Below are 21884 nucleotides of genomic sequence, written 5' to 3' on the forward strand. Positions count from 1 at the left end.
CAGGTTCGACGGGTTTGATCTCAGCCCTGCATCCGGCAGGGCACCCCGTGTCGCGGTCAAGCCTATCGCAGCCGGTAGGTCCGGACAGGGGCGGACGCAGGCAGCCGGTCGTCCCCGGGAACACGGAAGGCCGGAGTCCGCTGGGACTCCGGCCTTCCGTGCGCCGGACGGACCGGCCACCTCGCTGCTACAGCTCCGAGGCGGGTACCCCTACGCCGAAGATGAGCGGCTCGGACGCCGAGGCCTCCGGCCTCCGTACGGGCGCCTGCGCCTTGGCGACGTGCCGCGTGCCGGAGGGCTGCGCGGCGGACTCGGCGGACTGCGTCTCGATCGTGGTGTCCGCTGCGCCCTGCGCGCTGCGGGCGACACGACGGCGCGGGCGGGTGCGCCGGGCCGGTGCCTCCGCGACGGGGACCTCGGTGTGAACGGGTGTCTCCGGCGCACTGTCTGCGCTGTCTGCGCTGCCGCCCTCACTGCCGCCCTCGGGCGCCTGCGATCCGTCGGCTCCCCCGACTGCAGCATCGTCACCCGCGGGCCTCCTGTTGAAGGCCTCGCTCAGGCTGTCGAGCGTCAGGCGGGTTGCCGGTGCCTCCGGGCTCTCCTGGACGGCCGGGCGGCGGTTGTCCGCGCGAGGCAGCGTCACCGTCTCACCGTTGATCGTCAGGACCGCCTCCGTCACCTGGATGTCGGCGACCGCTGCCGGGTGCTCCTCCTCGTGGTGGTGCGTGGCGGCAGCGATGCTGGCAAGGGCGGCGCGCGCGGCCTCCGCCTTCGCCGCGCGATCAGGGCTGTCCGCGACAGGAGCCACCGGCTGGACCACGTTCTCGTCCTGCTGCTGGCCGCGGCCCCGGTTCCGCTTGCGCTCGCTCCGGGACACCTTGTCCTGGCGCGCCGGCTGCTGGGTGTCCGGCGCGGCCGTGTGGCTGCGGTGCTCCACGGGCTCCATGTGGGTGACCACGCCGCGGCCCGCGCAGTGCTCGCAGTCCTCTCCGAAGACCTCGAGCAGACCCGTGCCCATGCGCTTGCGGGTCATCTGGACGAGCCCCAGCGAGGTCACCTCGGCGACCTGGTGCTTGGTCCTGTCACGGCCGAGGCATTCGACGAGACGGCGCAGCACGAGGTCGCGGTTCGCCTCGAGCACCATGTCGATGAAGTCGATCACGATGATCCCGCCGATGTCGCGGAGCCTCAGCTGGCGCACGACCTCCTCGGCCGCCTCGAGGTTGTTCTTCGTGACGGTCTCCTCGAGGTTGCCGCCGCTGCCGGTGAACTTGCCCGTGTTGACGTCGACCACGGTCATGGCCTCGGTGCGGTCGATCACGAGCGAGCCGCCCGACGGCAGGAACACCTTGCGCTCCAGGGCCTTCGAGATCTGCTCGTCGATGCGTGAGGCGGCGAAGATGTCCTCCTCGCTCGTCCACTTCTCGAGCCTGCCGACGAGGTCCGGTGCCACGTACATGACGTACGCCTCGATGGTGTCCCAGGCCTCCTCGCCCGAGACGACGAGCTTCGAGAAGTCCTCGTTGAACACGTCACGCACCACCTTGATGGTGAGGTCGGGCTCGCCGTACAGCAGCTCGGGTGCGAGGGTCTTCGTGGAGCCGGCCTTGCGCTCGATCTCCTCCCACTGGGCACGCAGGCGGTTGATGTCGTGCGTCAGCTCTTCCTCGCTGGCGCCTTCGGCCGCTGTCCGTACGATCACGCCGGCGTTCTCCGGGAGCCTGTCCTTGAGGATGCGCTTGAGGCGGTTGCGCTCGACGTCGGGCAGTTTGCGTGAGATGCCGGTCATGGATCCGCCCGGGACGTACACGAGGTAGCGGCCGGGCAGGGAGATCTGGCTCGTGAGCCGCGCACCCTTGTGGCCCACGGGATCCTTGGTGACCTGGACCAGGACGGGATCACCGGACTGCAGGGCGAGTTCGATGCGGCGCGGCTGGCCGTCCAGGCCGGCGGCGTCCCAGTTGACCTCGCCTGCGTAGAGGACGGCGTTGCGGCCGCGTCCGATGTCGACGAAGGCGGCTTCCATGCTCGGCAGCACGTTCTGGACCTTGCCGATGTACACGTTGCCGATCAGCGAGTCCTGCTGCGTCTTGGAGACGAAGTGCTCGGCCAGGATGCCGTCCTCGAGCACGCCGATCTGGATCCTGTCGTCGCGCTGTCGCACGATCATCTGGCGGTCCACGGATTCGCGGCGTGCAAGGAACTCGGCCTCGGTGATGACCTGGCGGCGACGGCCCGTGTCGCGGGACTCACGACGGCGCTGCTTCTTGGCCTCGAGGCGCGTGGATCCGCGGACGCTGGTCACGCGGTCGGAGACGGGCTCGCTGGCCTGCCGGGGAGCCCGGACCCGCGTGACGGTGTTGGGCGGATCGTCGTCCTCGCCGCCGGTCAGCTCGAGGTCCTGGTCGCCACGGCGACGACGGCGACGACGGCGCGAGGTGACACCTGCGCCCTCCTCGGGTCCGTTGGAGCTGGACCGGTCGTCGGAGTCCTCCGTCCCGGCGTCGTCCGTGTCGGCCTCGGCCGGGGCGGCGTCACTCCGGGTGCGGTTCCGGCTGCGGCGGCTGCGGCGTGAACGGCGGCCGGACTCCTCGGAATCCTCGTCTTCGCTGTCCTCCTCGCTGGGCGGGGTGATCTTGACGGACGGCACGGAGACGGTGCTGAGGTCCGGGGCGTGGAAGAGCAGGGACAGCGGTGATTCGGGGATGGCGAAGGGGTCGAACCGGTTCTCGGCCGCCGGCTCGTCCTCCTGCGCCGAGTCCTCGGGCGTGGCGCCGGGCGATTCCTGGGGCTCCTTGGCCGCAGCTGAGGTGGAACCTGCGGCGGGGGTCGTCGCTGCGACCGCGTCTGCTGCTTCCGCGTCGTCTGCCTGTACGGGCTCGTCGACCTGCACGGGCTCGTCGACCTGCACGGGCTCGGAGGCCCGGCGGCTGCGGGTCCTGGTGGTACGGCGTGCGCGGGCCGGCTTCTCCTCGGCGGGCGAGTCGGCCTCGGTGCCGGCCGCAGTCCCGGCGCCGTCTGCTGGTGCTGCCTGTGCTTCGGCGGGGGCCGTCCCGGACGCCGCCTCGTCCGGAGCGGATGCGGTAGCGGGGGCGAGCGCATCGGTGGCGGTGGTCTCCGTGGGGGCTGGCTGCTCCACCGGGCGGGCGGGGCCCGCTTCGGCCGTCGCGGCACGACGGCGGGTGCGGGGAGCGCGGGCGGGCGCGGCGGGCGCGGCGTCGGACGCGGTCGGCGAACCGGCCGTGCTGTCCTTCGGCAGGTCGTCGGACCCGGATGGGGTGGGAGCCTCGGCGGCGGTCTCGTCGGTGACGACGACCGGCTTACGGACCCGGGTGGCCCTCTTGCGGACGGGCTCGGCGGCCGCTGCCGCCTCGGGTGACGGCTCCGGCACCTTGGGAGGCGCCCCGGCCGGTGCGCTGGCGGTGCGGCGCTTCCTCGGCGCCTTCACCGGTGCGGCCTGCTCCGGGGCGTCCTGCCCGGCAGCTGATGCTTCCGTTACGTTCTGTTCGTTCCCCAGCTGTTCTGACTGATCCATAGGTGCCTGCTCCAAGCCCCTGCGGCACCGGCCACATTCCAGCGCCCTCCAGGGCGGTATGTCGGACCGCCGCGGGCCCTTCGCCCGGCGGCTGACCGGAAGTCGTTGTCATGTCGTCCGGGGTCACACCGTCATTGGGGTGCGGAATCACTCGGAGACCAGTGGCGCTTTTCCAACTCAGCCGCCCTTGTCGACGGTGGGTCCCGCCAGCGGATTCCGCCTACTTCCGCCGACGGGGCGGACTCGGTAGGACGGAAGCATCGCTCTCGGAACGGAAGCCTGTCACTGGACCGGCGTGGGAATGTGGTTCCCCCGCCAGCCTTCGCCATTGTCTCACACCACCCTTCGAAAGGGGCCCCCGACCCGCACCTGACCCGCCCGGGAGAGGCCCCCGGACGCGCCCGGACCCGAGCCTCCGCCGGGTACGGAGGCTCGGGACCAGGGCCCGGGACGGCAGCTCGGGACCACGGCCCGGGACGGCAGCTCGGGACTAGAGCTTGGGGAGCTGACCGGTCGCGGGCGCCTGGTCGCCGGCGAGGGGCCGTGCGACGGGCACCTTCGTTCCGAGGACCTGTGCAACGACGTCGTGCGTGATCTTCTGGGCGGTCAGGCCGACCCGCTCGAGGACCTGGCTCCGTGAGCCGTGGTCGAGGAACTCGACGGGGAGACCCACCTCGTTGAGGGCGGTGTCCACACCCGCCGAACGCATCTCCTGCCGGATCCTCGACCCGACGCCACCGGCGCGCACCCCGTCCTCGATGACGATCACGATGCGGTGCTCGGAGGCGAGGTCGATCACCGAGCGGCGGACCGGCAGGAGCCAGCGGGGATCGATGACCGTGGAGCTGATGCCCTGCGCGCCGAGCCGGTTGGACACGTCGAGTGCCAGCTCGCTCATGGCGCCTACGCTGATGATCAGGACGTCGTTGGAGCGTGAGCCGGCGGGCCTGCGGGAGAGGACGTCGACCCCGTCCTGCAGGCGTTCGACGGCCTCGACCTCCGCCCCGACGGAGCCCTTGGAGTAGCGCACGACGCTCGGCGCGTCCGAGATGGCGACGGCTTCCCGCAGTTCCTCCCGCAGCCGGGTGGCGTCGCGCGGCGCAGCGAGATGGAGCCCCGGAACGGCCTGCAGCATCGCGAGGTCCCACATACCGTGGTGGCTCGCGCCGTCGGGCCCGGTGACCCCTGACCGGTCGAGGACGATCGTCACGCCGGCCTTGTGCAGGGCGACGTCCATCAGGAGCTGATCGAACGCGCGGTTCAGGAAGGTCGCGTAGAGGGCGACGACGGGGTGCAGCCCGCCGTACGCCATGCCGGCGGCGCTCGTGAGGGCGTGCTGCTCGGCGATGCCGACGTCGAACACGCGCTCCGGATGCCGTGCGGCGAAGCGGTGCAGCCCGACGGGGATCAGCATGGCCCCGGTGATGCCGACGATGTCCGGCCGCTCGTCCGCGATGTCCGCGATCTCGTTGGCGAACACGGACGTCCAGGACTGCTGGCCCGCGGCGTCCACCGGCTCGCCCGTCTCCGGGTCGATGATGCCGACGGCGTGGAACTGGTCGGCCTCGTGCGCACGGGCGGGCGCGTAGCCGTGGCCCTTCTCCGTGATCGCGTGCACGATCACGGGGCCCTCGTAGTTCTTGGCGAGGTGGAGCGCCTGTTCGACGGCGGACTGGTCGTGGCCGTCCACGGGGCCGACGTACTTCATGCCGAGGTCCTCGAAGAGACCCTGGGGTGCCCACCAGTCCTTGATGCCCTTCTTCATGGCATGGAGGCTCTTGTAGCTGAACTCGCCCACGGGGCCACCGGTCTGCATGCGCTGCTTGAACCAGTCGAGGGTGCGCTCGTAGACGCGATGGGTGCGCACGGAGTCGAGGGTGGGACGCAGCGAGGCGAGGTAGTCGGCGACGCCGCCGATGGTGGGCGCGTACGAGCGGCCGTTGTCGTTGACCACGATCACGACCCTGCGCCGCTTGTCCGCGGCGATGTTGTTCAGCGCCTCCCAGGCCATGCCCCCGGTGAGCGCACCGTCGCCCACCAGGACGACGGTGTAGCGGTCACCTTCGCCGCCCAGCACGCGCGCCCGGGAGATGCCGTCCGCCCAGGAGAGCGAGGACGAGGCGTGGGAACTCTCGACGACGTCGTGCACGGACTCCGCCCGCGACGGGTAGCCGGACAGCCCGCCCTGCTGGCGCAGCGTGCTGAAGTCCTGCCGTCCGGTGACGAGCTTGTGGACGTAGGACTGGTGGCCGGTGTCGAAGATGATGCTGTCGCGCGGGGAGTCGAAGACGCGATGGATGCCGAGGGTCAGCTCGACCACCCCGAGATTGGGACCCAGGTGCCCGCCCGTGCGTGAGACGTTACTGACCAGGAAGGCGCGGATCTCCTTCGCGAGTGATGTCAGCTGCGCATGGCTGAGCTTGCTCAGGTCCTGTGGGCCGTGGATCGTCTCCAAGAGTCCCATCGGCGCCTCCTCGGTTCGTTCGGTGTGGCGGGTCGTCGCCCTCGATCCCGTTAACTCTAACGTCGGGGATTCGGAGCGGTGCCATCGACAGCTTGCTCCCGCGGAGTCCGAACCCGTTGCGCGCTCAGGCCGGAGGCGGCAGGAGCCGCGCGAAGGACTCCATATGGTGCGTGTGCGGGTACAGGTCGAAGACGCGCAGCGCGTCGAGCGACCACCCGGCGCCGAGGAAGTAGCCGAGGTCGCGGGCGAACGACGCCGGATCGCAGGACACGTAGCCGACGGCGCGGGGACGGGCCTGCACGATCTGCCGGACGACCTTCCTGCCTGCGCCCGCCCGCGGCGGATCGAGCAGGACGACGTCGAGCGGTTCGGTCCATCGGCCGAGCACGGCGTCCACCCGGCCCTGCACGATGGACACGTGGTCCTGCCCGTGGAGGTTGCGCCGGGCGTCCCGGCTGGTCCCGGGTGAACCCTCCACCGACAGCACCGCGCCGTCCGGTCCGACGGCGCGTGCGAGCGGCACGGTGAACAGGCCCACTCCGGCATAGAGGTCCGCGATGCGCTCCCCCGCCGCGGGCTGCACCCCGTCGAGCACGGCCGTGACCAGGGCCTCCGGCGCGCCCCGGTGGATCTGCCAGAAGCCTGCTCCGGTCACGCGGTAGTCGATGCCGAGAACGCTCTCCTGGAGCCATGTCCGGCCCTTCAGCCGCTGGACCTGGCCGGACTCCGCATCGAGCACGCCCACCGAGGCGCTGTCGATGGAGGACGCGACGGATGCGACGCGGCGCGGCGTCGTGCCCGCGGCCGGGACGAGCAGCACGAGGGGCTCTCCTCCGCCCGAGGGCACGGCGACGTCGACCCGTTCGATGCCGGTGAGTTCCAGCGTCCACAGTCGGAGGTCGTTGATCGCCGCGACGGCCAGCGGCATGTCCCGGACCGGGACGACCTCGTGCGAGCGGTGCAGGTGCATCGCGAGGCGCCCGGCGGCGTCGACGGCGAAGGCCGCCCGGGTGCGCCAGGCCAGCCCGTCCGCCGCCTCACCGGGCGCGGCTTCGACGGTCACCGCCCGGTCGGTCTTCGCCAGGCGGGACAGCTGCTCCTCGAAGATCTGCGCCTTGAGCCTGCGCTGCTCGGCAAGGTCGATGTGCCCGAACTCGGCTCCACCGACTGTCGCGCGGCCCCTGGCCGCGGCCTTGAGGGCGTCGGCGACGGGCCACGGGTGGGTTACGCGGTGCGGCGAGGCCTGCAGCACCTCGACGGCGTCGGCCCGCCAGAAGCTCGCGTCGTCGTCCGTCTCGGTGAAGCGCACCCGGACCACCTCGCCCGGCAGTGCGTGCCGGACGAAGACCACGCGCCCCTCGTGCCGGGCGACGAAGTGGCCGCCGTGCGCCGGCCGTCCGATGGTCAGCTCGGCCGTGCTGCCGGGGCCGGGTGCTGCAGGCCCGTCCGCCCCTGTGGTCGAGGGGGCGGCGGCTGGTACGGCGTCGGTCATGGGTGTCTTCCTACTTCAGGTCCTGGTAGATCTGGGCCGCGTCGGAGGACGCGAGCTGCCACGGCACGCTGGCGACCATCACCCCGGGCACGAAGTGCAGGCGTGTCTTGATGCGGAGGGCGGTCTGGTTGTGGACCAGTTGCTCCCACCATTTTCCCACCACGTACTCGGGGATGTAGACCACGATGAGGTCCCGGGGAGCGTCCCTGCGGATCGTCCGGATGTATTCGAGGATCGGGGTGATCGTGTCGCGGTAGGGAGAGGCGAGGACGGTGATCGGCACCGGGATCTCGTGCTTCTCCCAGTCCGCGAGCGTCTGGCGGGTCTGCTCCGGGTCGACGTCGACCGTGATGGCATCCAGGCGCGACGGGCGCGAGGCGCGCGCGAAGGCCAGTGCCCTCAGGACCGGCTTCCGGACATGTGAGACGAGGATCACGGCGTGCACGCGTGAGGGGAGGGCACGCAGCCGGACGGCGTCGTCGATCGCGAGTTCCTCGGCCACCGTGTCGTAGTGCTTCTTGATGCTGCGCATGACGGCGAACAGGATCGCCATCGCGAGGACCGCGATCCAGGCGCCGTGCCCGAACTTCGTGACAAGGATGACGACGAGGACCGCGGCGGTGAGGCCGAAGCCGAGCGAGTTGATGGCCCGGGACTTGTGGATCCTCCAGCGGTCCTGCTTGCCGACCGTGCTGTGGAGGATCCGGTTCCAGTGCCGGATCAGCCCGAGCTGGCCGCCGGTGAAGGACACGAAGACCCCCACGATGTACAGCTGCACGAGCGCGGTGACGTCCGCGCGGAACACTAGGATGAGCACGACGGCTCCGAGGCCGAGGGCGAGGATCCCGTTGCTGAAGGTCAGCCGGTCTCCGCGGGTGCGGAGCTGGCGCGGCAGGTAGCCGTCGGTGGCGAGGATGGATGCGAGCACGGGGAACGCGTTGAAGGCGGCGTGACCGGCGAGCATCAGCATGAGCGCCGTCGCCGCGACCACGAGGTAGAACGCGGGAGAGCCGACGTCGAAGACGGTCCTCGCCAGCTGGCTGACCACGGGCGCCTGGATGTAGTCGTCGGGGACGGGGCGACCATCGAGCAGCAGCTGCGCGGCGGGGTCCTGCACCACGTGCACACGGGTCGCGTTCGCGAGGTAGAGAACGCCAGCGAGCATGGCCGAGGAGACGACGCCGAGGATCAGGAGCGTCGTCGCGGCGTTCCGGCCCTGCGGTGCCTCGAAGCGCGGCACATTGGACGCCGGCCCCTCCAGGCCGGTCAGCGCCGCGGCGCCCGCCGAGAACGCCCGGAGGATGAGGAGTGCGCCGGCCAACCCGACCAGCCCGGCATCGAGGGCCGCGTCCGGGACGATCTCGAACTGCGCACTCGGCGCCTGCGCGAGCGTCCCCGTGAGGGCCTGGACGGTCCCGGTGGCACACAGGACGAGGATCCCGGCGAGGAAGGCGTAGGTGACGACGGCGCGGGCCCGGACGCCACGCGTGATGCCGCGCAGGTTCAGCAGCACGAGCACTACGACACCCACGACGGCGAGGGCGATGCGCACGTCCTCCAGCGCCGGCGCGAGCGAGACGAGATACTGCGCAGCGGCGGAGACCGAGACGGCCACGGTGAGAAGGTAGTCGATCATGAGCGCCGAGGCCACGGTGGTGCCTGCGATCGGGCCGATGTTCCGCTTGGCGATCTCGTAGTCGCCGCCGCCGGACGGGTACGCGTGCACGGCCTGCCGGTAGGACGCGACGACGACGAGGAGCACGGCGATGACGGCGAGTCCGACCCAGGGCGAGATCGCGACGGACGCCACTCCCGCCAGGGCGAGGGTCAGCAGGATCTCGTCCGGGGCGTACGCCACCGAGGAGAGCGCGCTCGCGGAGAGGACGGGCAGGGCGAGGCGCTTCTGCAGGCTCCTGTTCCTCAGCCTGTCGCTGGCGAAGGGCTTGCCCACCAGCACCCGCTTGACGGCCTCGAGAAAAGTCAGCACAGCCCTCAGACTAGCGCGTCCACGCCTCCCGCCAGCCACTAGGCTTGATGCTGGTACGGCTCGGGACAGCAGGATCTACAGCAGGAATCAGGGGTGCCCTCGGTGGCTCATTTTGTGATCATGGGATGCGGCAGGGTGGGGGTCAGCCTTGCGCACACGCTCGACGATTCCGGCCACTCGGTGGCGATCATCGACCAGGACGACCGCGCCTTCCGCCGCCTGCGCTCCTCCTTCGGCGGACGCAAGGTCACCGGTGTGGGCTTCGACCGCGAGACGCTCAAATACGCGGAGATCGGGAACGCCTACGCCTTCGCCGCCGTCTCGAGCGGGGACAACTCCAACATCCTCGCGACCCGCGTCGCTCGTGAGACCTTCCACGTGCCCCACGTCGTCGCCCGCATCTACGACCCGGGACGCGCCGAGATCTACCAGCGACTCGGCATCCCCACCGTCGCAGCCGTGCGCTGGAGCGCCGACCAGGTGCTGCGCAGGATCCTGCCCGAGCAGGCCATCAACGGCGACTTCCGCGAGACCTCCGGGCGGCTCATCCTCGGCGAACTGGCCTTGAGCGACGCCTGGCTCGGCAGGTCCCTTCGAAGCATCGAGGCCGCGAGCGGCGTCCGGATCGCGTACCTCACCCGCTTCGGCGAAGGCATCCTGCCGACGGCGGAGACGAGCTACCAGCAGGGGGATATCCTGCACGCCATGATGAAGACGACGGCGACCGACGAGATCGGGCGCATCCTCGCCGCCGCACCGAAAGAGGAAGTCCAATGAGGGTTGTCATCGCAGGTGCCGGGAGCGTGGGCTCCTCGATCGCGCGGGAACTGCTCGGCAACAAGCACGAGATCCTGCTCATCGACGAGAAGCCCGAGGTCATCGGGCGCAGCGGGCTCAAGGGAGCCAAATGGCTGATCGGCGATGCGTGCGAGCTGACGACGCTCAAGGACGCGCGCCTGGACGAGGCCGACGTCGTGGTGTCGGCGACGGGCGACGACAAGGTCAACCTCGTGGTCTCGCTGCTCGCCAAGAGCGAGTTCGGCGTGGGCCGCACCGTCGGTCGCGTGAACAATCCGAAGAACGACTGGATGTTCGACGACTCCTGGGGCGTGGACGTCGCCGTCAATACGCCGCGGCTCATGACGGCCCTCGTGGAGGAGGCCGTGGAGATCGGCGACCTGGTGCGCCTGCTGACGCTGCAGACGGGAGTCTCCTCGATCGTCGAGTTCACCGTGCCCCAGGACTCACCGCTCGTCGGCGGGACAATCGGGGCGATCCGTCTGCCCGAGGACTGCGCGGTGGTGGCCGTGCTCCGGGACGACTCCCCCATCACGCCGAGTCCCGACGACGTCGTCGAAGGCGGCGACGAGATGTTCTTCCTCGCGGCGATCGCGGCCGAGGACGAGCTGCGGGTCGCGCTGTCGGCCCGCAACGACGGCACCGACGGCTAGCCGCGCGGGCGCGAGACGATCCACGCGAGCCACATGCCGAGCGCGTAGAGCGGCAGCCCCATGGCCACGCGCGTCGAGCCGAGGGCCGCGACGTTCTCCATGAGGTAGAGGGGTACCTGCACCACGAGTCGCAGGGCCAGCACCGAGACGATGATCCAGGTGGCGATCGAGTACGCGCGGACGCGGGCGGCGTCCCGGCGCCATTCGATGCCCTCGTTCCGGAGGAAGCCGAAGAGCAGCCCGGCGAAGGGCCAGCGGAAGACCACTGATGCGGTCATCGCGATGATGTAGCCGCCGTTGATGAAGAAGCCGGGGAGGAAGAAGTCCTCCGCGTTTCCCGTCCGCAGCGCGACGAAGGCGCAGAAGGCGACGCCCACGAGCCCGGCGAGGGCCTGGGTGACCGGCGTCCGGGAGACGAGCCGGATGACGGTGAAGACTGCGGACACCGCCAGCGCCGCCACGAGCGACACCTGAAGGTCCGTGGTGATGGTGAAGAGGATCGTGAAGACGAGCCCGGGCGCGATGCTCTCCGCCAGCCCCTGGACGCCGCCGATCGAGGACAGGACGTCGATCTGGCCGGCGTCGTTGCGCCGCACACCGGACTTCGCAGCGTACTGCGTCGCCAGGTCCGCCGCCGTCGGGGCCGCCTTGCCGGCGGCCGGGCGGCCGACGCCGTCGTCCTCGGGCTCGGGGCGGGCACCGGGGTCGTTCGCCGGGTGGCTCATGTGGGGTTCCTCATTAGTACTCCTCGGGACGGCCGATGATCTCGTAGCGGGGGTTGTAGACGGTGGGTGTGCCATCGACCCGGCTCAGCATGCCCTCGAACCGTAGGGAAACGCCGGCTTCGATGCCGGGGACGCGGCGCTGACCCATCCAGACGATGCGTACGCTCTCCTTCGCACCGTTCCAGTCGATCCTCGCGAGGACCGTGAAGGACGGCGAGGACGTCACGGGCGCGATGGTGATCCTGTCGATGACGCCGCGTGCCTTGATCCTGCCGCGCTCGGGCAGTGCGGCAGGACTGCCGGCGGGCAGGCCGGCCGGCAGTCCTGCGGCTGCCGCGGGTACGGACCGGCCTGCCGGCCCCGAGGGGTCGGCAGAACCTGGTGCGTGCTGCCGGGCGGGCATGGCGGACTAGCGGGTCTCGGTGATCTCGGGACCGCGCTCCAGCGGGTTCAGGTCCGGACGGACGGGAGCGGGAGCGGAGGGCGTGCCTGCGGTCGCATCCTTCGGCAACCGGAGCGGCAGCAGTTCGCGCGGCGGGAGGGGGTGGTCTCCGCGGACGACGACGACGCTGCGGAAGAGCTTCTCGACGGCCGCCGCAGCGCCCTGCTCCAGGGCGGCCGGGCCGCCGAAGACGCCGCGGAGGAACCACCGCGGTCCGTTGACCCCCACGAAGCGGGCCACCCGGAACCCGGCCTGGCCGTCGGGCGTCTGTGCGGGCAGCTTGGCGAGGAGTTCGGTGCCGAGGCGACCCGGGCGTTCCTCGACCGTTCCGCCCTGCGACCCCACGGAGGCGCCGATCTGCTCCCTGATCTCGTCCCAGAGTCCTTCGGTCTTCGGCGCAGCGAAAGCCTGGAGCTGCAGCGTGGAACCGCCGAGATCCAGGGTCACGGCGATGACGCGCTTGGTGCGTTCCTCGACCTCGAGGCGCAGCTGCAGTCCTTCGGCGGCGTGGATGCGGAGGGCTCCGAGGTCGATGTAGCCGGTGTCGGTGTCCTTCTCCGACACGTCGAACGGTCCCAGCCCGGCCCGGTCGTAGTCGGTGCTGGACACGTGGCCGGACGGTACGGCCGGGGCCTCTCCGGCGCTGTCCGTTGCAGGGCCGCCGGCCACCGCTTCGGCGGGAGCCGGCGTCTCCGGGGATTCAGTCTCCGGGGATTCGACGGCTCCGTCGACCGGTCCTGCCGCTTCCTCCGGTTCCTGCTGCACCGACGCGTCGGCGTCGTCCTGCTTCTTCTTCCTGAGGCGCCCAAAAGCCATGGCGGGTCCCTTTCCTTCTGGCGTGTCCGAGGTGTCTGACGTTTCTGCGATCCCTGAGGGGGAAAGTCGTGTGGCGCCGTGCAGCGCCGGGCGGGTCAGCCGCCGGCTGCGGTGGCCGCGGGCGTGGCATCGAGTGGGCCGAACCCGCCGGTCGAGCCGAAACCGCCCGTACCCCTGACGCTCTCCGGCAGGTGGTCCACCACGGCGAATGCGGCGCGCTCCACGCGCTGGATGACCAGCTGCGCGATCCGGTCGCCCCGCGCGAACGTGGCGGCCTCGTGCCGGTCCGTGTTGAGGAGGCATACCTTGATCTCGCCCCGGTAGCCGGCGTCGACGGTGCCCGGCGCGTTGACGATCGTCACGCCGTGGCGCGCGGCGAGCCCCGACCGCGGATGGACGAGGCCCACATAGCCGTGCGGCAGGGCCATCGCCACTCCCGTGGGGACGAGTGCCCGCTCGCCGGGCCCGAGGACGAGGTCGACGGCGGTCCGCAGGTCCGCACCGGCGTCACCCTCGGTGGCGTAGGCGGGCGGCTCGAGACCGTCGTCGAGCATCAAGATCTGGACCGGGAGGTCCTGCTGTGTACCCATTGACCGCATCTCCCACGCAAGCTATCCGGTTACCAGCCCCCCACTTTAGCGCCTTTGCCCGTGCCCTACCTGACAGTCCCACCCGGCCTCGACCGGCCTCGACCGGCCCGTTCCGGCCTCCTCCGGGATGAGACGGTCCGCAAATGGTGGAATGCTGGTTCCATGTCCAGCGCTCCAGGGGAAGCCCCCCAGAACACACCCGACCAGGCCGTCCTATACGAGGAGCGCCTCTGGCCGTCGTTCTGGGTCTGGCTCATTGCGGCGGGATTCTCCTCCGCGGTGATCGTGATGTTCGCGCCGATCTCGATGGCCGTCGGGTACGGGGCAGCCGCCGTCGTCGCGGTGATCGTCTTCACGCTGCTGGTCCTGTCCACGCCACGCATCGCGGTGACCGCGACAACCCTGACCGTGGGCCGCGCGACGATCGAACGCGCGTACCTGGGGTCCGTCGAATGGTTCACCGGGGAGGATGCCACCCAGCAGCGCGGCCCCGGACTGAACGGCCTCGCCTACCTCTGCATCCGCGGCTGGATCTCGCCCGTGGTCCGCGTCGAGGTCACGGACCCCGAAGACCGCACGCCCTACTGGCTGGTCTCGTCACGGCACCCTGAGCGGCTCGCCGCAGCACTCGCGGCCTGACGCCGCGCGGACGGCCGCCCCGGCGCCCCGGATCGGACGGCACCCGGCGTTTCGGCCCTCAGCCCTCGCAGTCCATGCAGTACAGCTGCCCGCCCCTGTCGAGGGCGATCTGCGAGCGGTGGCGTACGAGGAAGCACGAGGCGCAGGTGAACTCATCCGCCTGGGCCGCCAGGATCTCCACCGAGATCTCCTCGCTGGAGAGATCCGCCCCCGGCAGGTCGAACGAGTCGGCCGCTGCCAGTTCGTCCTCGTCGATCAGTGCCGTCTGGAGGACCGGAAGGTGCCTCTTGAACTCGTCGACCTGGGTGTCGCCCTCGTCACCCGCCGCCGTGCGCGGCGCGTCGTAGTCTGTCGCCATACCTGTTCTCTTCCACTCCCTGATCTCCGGCCATCTATTCGGCCACATGTGCGGGCATCCTGCAAGGTGCCTCCACGGCTCCCATAACGCCGGGAGCCCGGAATTTGTGCCCGCTGCCACGGCGACGGCCGCCACACCTTCCCTCGTAGTAGGAATGGGTGCCATTCAGTGGCAGAGTTTCACCTAGGAATCATTGTCGGCTGGAGGAATAGATGCAGGAGTTACGCCTGGTGGGTGTGGATGGCGAGCATCTGCTGTTGAGCGGCGAGCAGGGCACGTCCTACCGGCTGCCCATCGACGACGAACTGCGGGCCGCGAGCACCACGGCCGGCCCGGAAGCGCCGGCCCCCGCAGTCCCGGAGGAACCTCGCCGGAAACCCCCGAAACCTCCGGTCCACCTGACGCCCCGGGATATCCAGGCACGCATCCGCTCCGGTGCGACGGCGGAACAGGTCGCTGCCGAATCCGGCCTCGACCTGGCGCACGTGCAGCGCTACGAGGGTCCCGTCCGCGCCGAGCGCGACTACGTGGCCTACCTCGCGCAGCGCGTCGAGGTGGCGTCGCCCCTGCCGAGCCACGACGGCTACCGATCCGCCTTCGGTGACAGCCCCGCACTGCTCGGGGACATGGTCGCGTTCCGGGTGCAGAGCTACGGGGTGGACCTCGGATCCCTCGAGTGGGACTCGTGGCGCCGTCCCGACGGCTCATGGCACGTCGAGGCGTCCTTCGACCTGCCGGAAGGCTCCAAGGTGGATCTGGGCGAGCAGCCGCCCGCCCAGTGGACCTACAACCCGACCCGCAAGACCGTCACCAACGGCAACCGGTGGGCGCAGGTGCTCAGCGAACTCGAGCCGCTCGACACCCCCCTGCCGTCCCGCCGGCTCAGCGCGGTCGCCGACCGCGTCTTCGATTTCGAGGCGGAGAAGGCGGCCGAGGCGCCGGACGGGACTCCTGCCGACCAGGACGGCCTGCTGGACGTCCTCCGGTCGCGGCGCGGACAGCGCCTCGGCGCCGACGAGGAAGGCGACGACGCCCTTGCGGCGCTGTTGTCGCGGGGCGGGATTCCTGCCGCGCACCCCCGGGACGAGGACGCCACGGGCCAGGACGGAGCGGAGGACCAGGACGACCCGGTCCATGGTTTGGCGCTCGCCCCTTCCTCGGCAATCGGAAGCGCCGGCAGGGACGACGACAGCGGCAACGACGACAGCGACGGCGGGCTCGACGCTGGAGCCGATGGTGACGTGCTCGAGGGCGCCGCCCCTGATGAGACCCACCACGACGACGGAACGCCGAGGCTGTACGACGGCGTCAGCACGGAGACGCGCGAGATCAGCATCTTCGCGCAGCCCACCCGCAGGCTGCAGCCCCCCGCGGCAGCACGGCAAGGAGCCGACGCCGGGGTATCCGGCGGCGGGAGCCGCCCAGCGGGCAGGAACTCCGGCAAGGACACGAGCGGTAGTTCCAGCAGGGACACGGGTGCTGATTCCGGCACCGAGACCGGCAAGGGCGCTGAGGCCAGCCCGGAGCGCCGCGTCAAGCCGAAGCGGTCCAGCGTCCCGAGCTGGGACGACATCGTCTTCGGACGCAAGGGCGAATAGCGGGCTACGGACCTGCCCGGCAGGCGGCGGAACCGTCTGGCGGACGCGGCGCTGCCTCACGCCTGCCGGTGCCTCACGCCCGCGCTAACGGACGCTGGCTGATGCCCGCGCCACCGGACCGCGCCCCCTGACAACCGCGTCGCCTGACTGGTGGGCTGAGCTCAGGAGCGGACGCCGGGCTCCGCGTCCTGCAGTTGGTTTCCCCTGGTCCCGAGCTGCCCGGCCGGACTCGCGTCGAAGGGCAGCGGCGCCTCGTTGGAGAAGAGCGACGGCGACGTCCGTGACGTCTGCCGGCGCATGTGGTGCCGCCGGCAGAGGGTCTCGTAGCCGACGGTCGGTGCCGGGCCCGCACCCGCTTGGTGTCCGGTCGCAGGACCGGCATCCAGGTCGAAGGGTCGGTCGAGGGTCTGGTCGAGGGGCTGGTCGACGTCCCCCACGACCATCTGGTCGCCCTCGACCACCATGACGCCGTCGACCGTGCGCGCGTTGTGCGTGGCGCGCTTGCCGCACCAGCACAGCGCCTCGACCTGCAGGACCTGGACACGGTCCGCGAGCTCGATGAGCCGCTGCGACCCGGGGAAGAGGCGCGTACGGAAATCCGAGGTAATGCCGAAGCTGAAGACGTCGATGTCCATCTCGTCGACGACGCGCGCGAGCTGGTCGATCTGGTCCACCGTGTAGAACTGGGCCTCGTCGCAGATCACGTAGTCGATCCGCGCCCCCATGGTCTGCCGCAGGGTCAGCTCGACCCAGAAGTCGGTCTCCGGGAAGACCTCCACGGCCGGCACCTGCAGGCCGAGGCGGCTCGAGATCATCGATTCGCCGGCACGGTCATGGGAACTGAACAACACTCCCCGGCGACCGCGCGCCTTGTGGTTGTGGTCCATCTGGAGCGCGAGCGTGGATTTCCCGCAGTCCATGGTGCCCGAGAAGAACAACAGCTCAGCCACGGCCGGCCCCCTTGCTACTCCCCCGGCGCGAACCGCCGCCGGCAGGTTTATTGAGTGTCAACAGCGGGATCTCGCGCTCCGCCCGCGTCAGCGAGCCGTGCTGCCCCACCATCTCGAACGCGCCGGGCTGCACGCGCCGCCCGTCGATGAGGGCGATGCCCTCGCGTGCCAGGACGAGGAGGTCCCCGATGCGCGGCACCACGGAATCCGCCACGGCGCCGAAGTATCCCCCTGCGATGGCCTCGTCCCGGGTCAGCACCCACGCGCGGGACCCGAAAGCCTCGTGCCAGCGCAGCGCCAGCGCGTCGCGGTTCCTGCTGGTGAGCGCCGGGTCGAGGTAGAGGTGGAGCATGCGGGCTTCGCCGCCCGTGTGGGCCACGCCCTCGACGAGCTCCGGGCGCTCCGAATAGTCGATGCGCTGGGAGGGAGGGACGTCCACCATCCCGTGGTCGGCGGTCAGCAGCAGCAGCGTGTCGGGCGGCACCCGGCGGGCGAGGAGCTTCAGCGCGGCGTCCAGGTCCTCCAGCCTCCGCAGCCACTCCCGGGAGTCGACGCCGTGCCGGTGGCCCGCCTTGTCCAGGTCGTTGAGGTAGAAGTACATGAGCGTGCGCGGCGCCTTCGCCAGGTGTTCCGCGGCCGCCTCGATCTGTGCGTGGATGGTGTCCGCTCCGACGAACGTCCCTCCACGCAGCGCCGCCCGCGTCATGGGTGAGTCGGCGAAGCGGGGCTGGCTGACCGTCACGACCGGCAGGTGCGCCGCCACCCGTTCGAAGACGGTGGCGTGGGGTTGCCAGGCACGGGGGTCGACGCCGTCGTCCCAGCCCCCCAGCATGTTGACCACCCTCCCCTGCGCGGGGTCAAGGACGTCGTACCCCACCAGGCCGTGCTGCCCCGGGGGGAGGCCCGTGCCCAGGCTGGCGAGCGACGCCGCCGTGGTGGACGGGAACGCGGAGGAGAGCACGCGCGCGGAGTCCAGGCTCTCGCGCAGGAAGGGCGCGTGGGCTGCGTACTTCCTGAGCAGCGCCATGCCGAGACCGTCCACCATGACGACGGCGATCCGCTTCGAGGAGGGCAGCGCGAGCGCGTTGCGAAAACCGTCGACGCCGAGTGCCGCGGCGGCACTGGTCATGACCTCGGCCAGGGTGGAGGCGCCGTAGGCAGGGGGCGAGGGCAGGGGCTCTCGATGCGGGAGGGGCATCAACCGCTACCGCTGGTGGGCCCGGTTGAACCGGCCGCCGAAGCCGGGCTGGCGCCGCACGGCGTCGGGCGCCGCGATGTACCCGCCGGCGACCGGGCTCGCCGTGTTGACCTTCCGCAGCGCACGCGCGAACCCCTTGGCGTTCTGCACCGCCTGGACGCCGTCGGCTTCGGCGCTGACGCGCAGGACGATGTCCTCCTGCGCGACCGTGCCCGTGAATCCGTGGTCGGCGTCGCACTGGGGGTCGCCGCAGCTGGCAGGACCGATGTCGAGGCGTTGCCCGCCCGACCAGGCGATGGCGAGCGTCATCTCGCGGACCTGGTCGCTGGGCTTGTAGTCCTGCGGCTGTGCGTACAGGTAGCTGAGCACGACCGAGCGGATCTGGCTGACGGGAACGGATTCGGTCGAGACCTGCGCCATGACCTGCTCGCCCGCGTCGTCGAGCTGCTGGTCGTCCACGTGCGTGATGACCAGCATGTCCTCGGTGAGGACGAGCACGGTGATGTGCCGGTGCACCTCGGTGCGTTCGAAGTGCGTCTCCAGGTGGGCGACGTGGGACAGCGGCTCGCGCCCGTCGAGGGCGTCGTGGACGACGTCGGCGACGAGCCGTGGGTAGAAGCCTGCCCGCTCGAGCGATGCATCGAGGTCACGCCACGGGGCGGAAAGCGATGGGGTCATGCCCCCAGTTTCCCCCACCGAGCCGTGTTGTGCCTAACCCGCGGGCGTCAGTCGCGCATGGCGCGGCGTGCGCTGTCGGTGCGCCGCTGGGGGTTGCCGACGTCGATGGCGGCGCTCAGTACCGAGAGGCCCGTCGTCGCGACGAGGACCGGGTTGAGGTCGAGCAGGGCGATCTCGGGGTGGTTGTCCTTCATGAGGGCGACGCGCGCCACGAGGTCCTCGATCGCGGCGACGTCGGCGGGCGGCAGTCCCTGGTAGCCGAAGAGCTTGCGGGACGCCCGGGGCGCCCGGACGAGATCCGCGATGTCCCCCGTGCTGAGCGGAGGCACGGCGTGGGCCCAGTCGTCCAGCAGGTTGACGGCGTCGCCGGCGAGCCCGAAGGACACCACCGGACCCATGAGCGGGTCCTCGATGGCGCGGAGGCTGCACGCCTGGCCGGAGGGCGCCATCGACTGCACCTCCATGCCGAAGCTGCCGAAGGGCGCGAGGGCGCTCTCCATCTGGGTGATGGTGCGCCGCAGGGACTCGGCGTCGTCGATGGCCAGCCGCACCCCGCCGAGGTCGAGTCGATGCCTGAGGTGCTCGTCCATCGTCTTGAGTGCCACCGGCCAGCCGAGGCGGTCCGCTGCCTCCACCGCTTCGTCGGCGGATGCGAACCGCGCCGACGGCAGCAGCCCGATGCCGTAGGCACCCAGGAGGGCCGCGCACTCGTCCGGGGAGAGGCGCGTGAGTTCGACGTCGGCGACCCGTGCCCGGACGCCGGCCAGGACGCGCGTGGCCTCGTCGACGTCGACGCCGTCCGGGTCCAGGAACTCGCCGTGGTCACGGGAACGCCATAGCGAGTACCGCACGACGGCGCCGAGGGCGGCCAGCGCGGCCCCGGGGCTGGGGAAGCACGGCAGTCCGCGCTGCAGGGGCAGCGGAGCGGCCTCGACCGCAGCGGCGGCGCCGGGACCCTGCGCGGGCGGGGACGCAGCGCCCGCGCCCTCGAGGGGCACCCGGACCGGATCGGCTCCGTCGTCCGCTGCCCGGTCCGCGGGTGCCCGCGAGGCCGACGGTGCCGCTGTGACCAGCCCGTCGAGCTGCAGGCGCACATCGAGGATGCCGGTGAACGAGGCGATGACCGGTTTTCCGGCGTCCTCGGCGCACTGCTGCAGACGGGCCGCGACGGCCTCTGCCGTGAGGCCGCGGGCGGGAAGCGTGGTGACGATCGCCGCGTGGACGGACTCGTCGCGCAGGGCGTCGGCCACCGCCGAGGCCAGGGCGGGCAGCGCGACGGACTGCCCGGTGTCGAGCTGCAGTCTTGTCTCCAGCCGCGCGACCGTCATCCCCTGCGACACGACGCCGTCCGCGACCACCTTGCCGAGGGCCGAGGAGTTGCTGAAGACGGCCACGCCGGATCCCCGGGGCAGCGGCTGGCTCGCGACGATCTGCGCGATGTCCATCAGCTGTTCCGTCGTCTCGACCCGCATCACGCCGGACTGCCGCAGCATCGAGTCGAGCGCCCCCGCCGGGGCCTGGGAGGTCCGCACGGCGTGTCCCGGCGGAAGCTGCAGCCCCGTGACGTCGGACTTCGCCACGATGACGGGCTTGGTCCTCGCGAGGCGGCGGGCGATGCGGGAGAACTTCCTCGGGTTGCCGATCGACTCGAAGTACAGGCCCACAGCGCGCGTGCTCGGATCGTCCTCCCAGAACTGCATGGCGTCGTTGCCGGACACGTCGGCGCGGTTCCCCGCGGAGATCACCGAGGACACCCCGAGCCCCCGCCGCCGCGCGCTGGCGTACAGGAGCACGCCGAGGCCCGCGGACTGGCTGAACAGCGAGAGGGCGCCGCGCTGCGGGAGGTCGGGGGCCATCGAGGCGTTGAGCCGGACCTCGGGATCGGTGTTGACGAGCCCCAGGGAGGCCGGGCCGACCACCCGCATGCCGTGGGCCCGAGCCTTGTGCACGAGGGCGCGCTGGCGGGTGAGCCCCTCGTCGTCGTCCGCGTAACCGGCCGTCGCCACGAGCAGGCCACGGACTCCGGCGCGGGCGCACTCGTCCACGACGGCGTCCACCTGCTCGTGCGGTACGGCGATGACCGCCAGGTCCACGGGCTCCGGCACCTCGGCGACCGAGGCGTGGGAGACCATGCCGTGCAGCTCGAAGGCTTCGGGATTGACCGCGTAGACCCTTCCGGTGAACCCGCCGTCGATCACGTGTTCGAGCAGGGCATACCCGACAGCGCCCTCCTCGCGGCTCGCACCGATCACCGCGACCGACGACGGCGTCAGGAGCTCGGCCATGCTCCTCGCCTCGGCGCGGTGCTCGCGGGCCTCCATGACGGCCTGGGACTTCCGGGTGGGGTCGATGTCGAAGCTCAGCATGACGACGCCGTCGTCGAAATGCCGCTGCACCTCGTACCCCGCTTCGGCGAAGACGGTGATCATCTTACGGTTCTCGGGGAGGACCTCCGCCGCGAAGCGCCGGATGCCGTTCTCGCGGGCGGCGGCGGCGAGGTGCTCGAGCAGGATGGAACCGACCCCGCGGCCCTGGTGGTAGTCCGAGACGTTGAAGGCCACCTCGGCCTCGAGCGGATCGTCGAGGCGGTCGTAGCGGCCGATGCCGATGATGTCGGCACCGCGGGTGATGACGAAGGCGACGCGGTCCCGGTGGTCCACCTCGGTGAAGCGCTTGAGCTCCTTGTCGCTCAGGGATGCCTTGTAGGTGAAGAACCGGAGGTAGATCGAATTCTTGGACTGGCGGACGTGGAACGCCTGCACCGCGTCCGCGTCGGACGGCGAGATGGGCCTCAGGTGCGCCGTCCCGCCGTCGCGCAGGACGACATCAGCTTCCCAATATTCCGGGTATTGTCCGTCGGCCACCATAGACTCAGGGTAGTCGGCATCCCCCGGGCGTGGGCCGGACCGCTGCCGGAACAGCCCCCGCGGACCACGGATGCCCGCCGACCACCGATTTCGC

General features: G+C 70.9%; 17 protein-coding genes. 4 read left to right on the forward strand and 13 right to left on the reverse strand.

Annotated elements, in window-relative coordinates:
• Window positions 1-187: 187 nt before the first annotated feature.
• From P5G52_RS14025 to P5G52_RS14040, 4 genes are all read right to left on the reverse strand, one after another.
• On the reverse strand, window positions 188-3535 hold the full coding sequence (locus P5G52_RS14025; protein ID WP_301228348.1) for a ribonuclease E/G: 3348 nt from the start codon (window positions 3533-3535) through the stop codon (window positions 188-190).
• A 490-nt stretch (window positions 3536-4025) separates the two neighbouring features.
• Window positions 4026-5999: a 1-deoxy-D-xylulose-5-phosphate synthase gene (gene dxs, locus P5G52_RS14030; protein ID WP_301228350.1), complete on the reverse strand. Its 1974-nt coding sequence runs from the start codon at window positions 5997-5999 to the stop codon at window positions 4026-4028.
• A gap of 124 nt (window positions 6000-6123) precedes the next feature.
• Window positions 6124-7491 (reverse strand): class I SAM-dependent RNA methyltransferase, encoded by a 1368-nt coding sequence (locus P5G52_RS14035; protein ID WP_301228352.1) that lies wholly within the window; start codon window positions 7489-7491, stop codon window positions 6124-6126.
• A gap of 10 nt (window positions 7492-7501) precedes the next feature.
• The gene (locus P5G52_RS14040) at window positions 7502-9478 is read right to left on the reverse strand and encodes an APC family permease (RefSeq protein ID WP_301228354.1); all 1977 of its coding nucleotides are present in this window, start codon (window positions 9476-9478) and stop codon (window positions 7502-7504) included.
• 102 nt (window positions 9479-9580) lie between these two features.
• Here P5G52_RS14040 and P5G52_RS14045 point away from each other — a divergent pair, with 102 nt between their 5' ends.
• Both P5G52_RS14045 and P5G52_RS14050 read left to right on the forward strand, forming a co-directional pair.
• Window positions 9581-10255: a potassium channel family protein gene (locus tag P5G52_RS14045; protein ID WP_301228356.1), complete on the forward strand. Its 675-nt coding sequence runs from the start codon at window positions 9581-9583 to the stop codon at window positions 10253-10255.
• Window positions 10252-10929: a potassium channel family protein gene (locus P5G52_RS14050; protein ID WP_301228358.1), complete on the forward strand. Its 678-nt coding sequence runs from the start codon at window positions 10252-10254 to the stop codon at window positions 10927-10929. Before P5G52_RS14045 ends, P5G52_RS14050 begins: the two co-directional genes overlap by 4 nt.
• On the opposite strand, the gene P5G52_RS14055 is transcribed toward P5G52_RS14050, so the two are convergent.
• From P5G52_RS14055 to dut, 4 genes are all read right to left on the reverse strand, one after another.
• A complete protein-coding gene (locus tag P5G52_RS14055) occupies window positions 10926-11729 on the reverse strand; it encodes a DUF3159 domain-containing protein (protein ID WP_435868680.1) in 804 nt (267 codons plus the stop codon). The two genes, P5G52_RS14050 and P5G52_RS14055, sit on opposite strands and share 4 nt — an antisense overlap.
• A complete protein-coding gene (locus P5G52_RS14060; protein ID WP_301228362.1) occupies window positions 11668-12057 on the reverse strand; it encodes a single stranded DNA-binding domain-containing protein in 390 nt (129 codons plus the stop codon). The genes P5G52_RS14055 and P5G52_RS14060 overlap by 62 nt, the downstream gene beginning before the upstream one ends.
• A gap of 6 nt (window positions 12058-12063) precedes the next feature.
• Complete coding sequence (locus P5G52_RS14065; protein ID WP_301228364.1) at window positions 12064-12912, reverse strand: DUF3710 domain-containing protein; 849 nt, start codon at window positions 12910-12912, stop codon at window positions 12064-12066.
• Window positions 12913-13007: 95 nt separating this feature from the next.
• On the reverse strand, window positions 13008-13502 hold the full coding sequence (dut, locus tag P5G52_RS14070) for a dUTP diphosphatase (protein ID WP_301228366.1): 495 nt from the start codon (window positions 13500-13502) through the stop codon (window positions 13008-13010).
• 162 nt (window positions 13503-13664) lie between these two features.
• Between dut and P5G52_RS14075 the strand changes: the two genes are divergently transcribed.
• Window positions 13665-14141: a DUF3093 domain-containing protein gene (locus P5G52_RS14075; protein ID WP_301228367.1), complete on the forward strand. Its 477-nt coding sequence runs from the start codon at window positions 13665-13667 to the stop codon at window positions 14139-14141.
• 58 nt (window positions 14142-14199) lie between these two features.
• On the opposite strand, the gene P5G52_RS14080 is transcribed toward P5G52_RS14075, so the two are convergent.
• Entirely contained in the window at window positions 14200-14499 is a 300-nt protein-coding gene (locus P5G52_RS14080; RefSeq protein ID WP_301228368.1) for a DUF4193 domain-containing protein, read from the reverse strand.
• Between the two features lie 212 nt (window positions 14500-14711).
• Between P5G52_RS14080 and sepH the strand changes: the two genes are divergently transcribed.
• Window positions 14712-16097, forward strand: coding sequence for a septation protein SepH (gene sepH, locus P5G52_RS14085; protein ID WP_301228370.1), 1386 nt, complete (start codon window positions 14712-14714; stop codon window positions 16095-16097).
• A gap of 161 nt (window positions 16098-16258) precedes the next feature.
• Here the strand turns inward: sepH and P5G52_RS14090 are convergent, their stop codons facing one another.
• The 4 genes from P5G52_RS14090 to P5G52_RS14105 are packed head-to-tail and all read right to left on the reverse strand — an operon-like array spanning window position 16259 to window position 21790.
• A complete protein-coding gene (locus P5G52_RS14090) occupies window positions 16259-17047 on the reverse strand; it encodes a thymidine kinase (RefSeq protein WP_301228372.1) in 789 nt (262 codons plus the stop codon).
• Complete coding sequence (locus tag P5G52_RS14095; protein ID WP_301228374.1) at window positions 17040-18245, reverse strand: alkaline phosphatase family protein; 1206 nt, start codon at window positions 18243-18245, stop codon at window positions 17040-17042. The genes P5G52_RS14090 and P5G52_RS14095 overlap by 8 nt, the downstream gene beginning before the upstream one ends.
• Window positions 18246-18251: 6 nt before the next feature.
• Complete coding sequence (locus P5G52_RS14100; protein ID WP_301228376.1) at window positions 18252-18923, reverse strand: DUF5998 family protein; 672 nt, start codon at window positions 18921-18923, stop codon at window positions 18252-18254.
• Window positions 18924-18970: 47 nt separating this feature from the next.
• A complete protein-coding gene (locus P5G52_RS14105; protein ID WP_301228378.1) occupies window positions 18971-21790 on the reverse strand; it encodes a bifunctional acetate--CoA ligase family protein/GNAT family N-acetyltransferase in 2820 nt (939 codons plus the stop codon).
• Window positions 21791-21884 lie beyond the last annotated feature (94 nt).

Source organism: Arthrobacter burdickii (assembly GCF_030433645.1).
GTDB lineage: Bacteria > Actinomycetota > Actinomycetes > Actinomycetales > Micrococcaceae > Arthrobacter_D > Arthrobacter_D burdickii.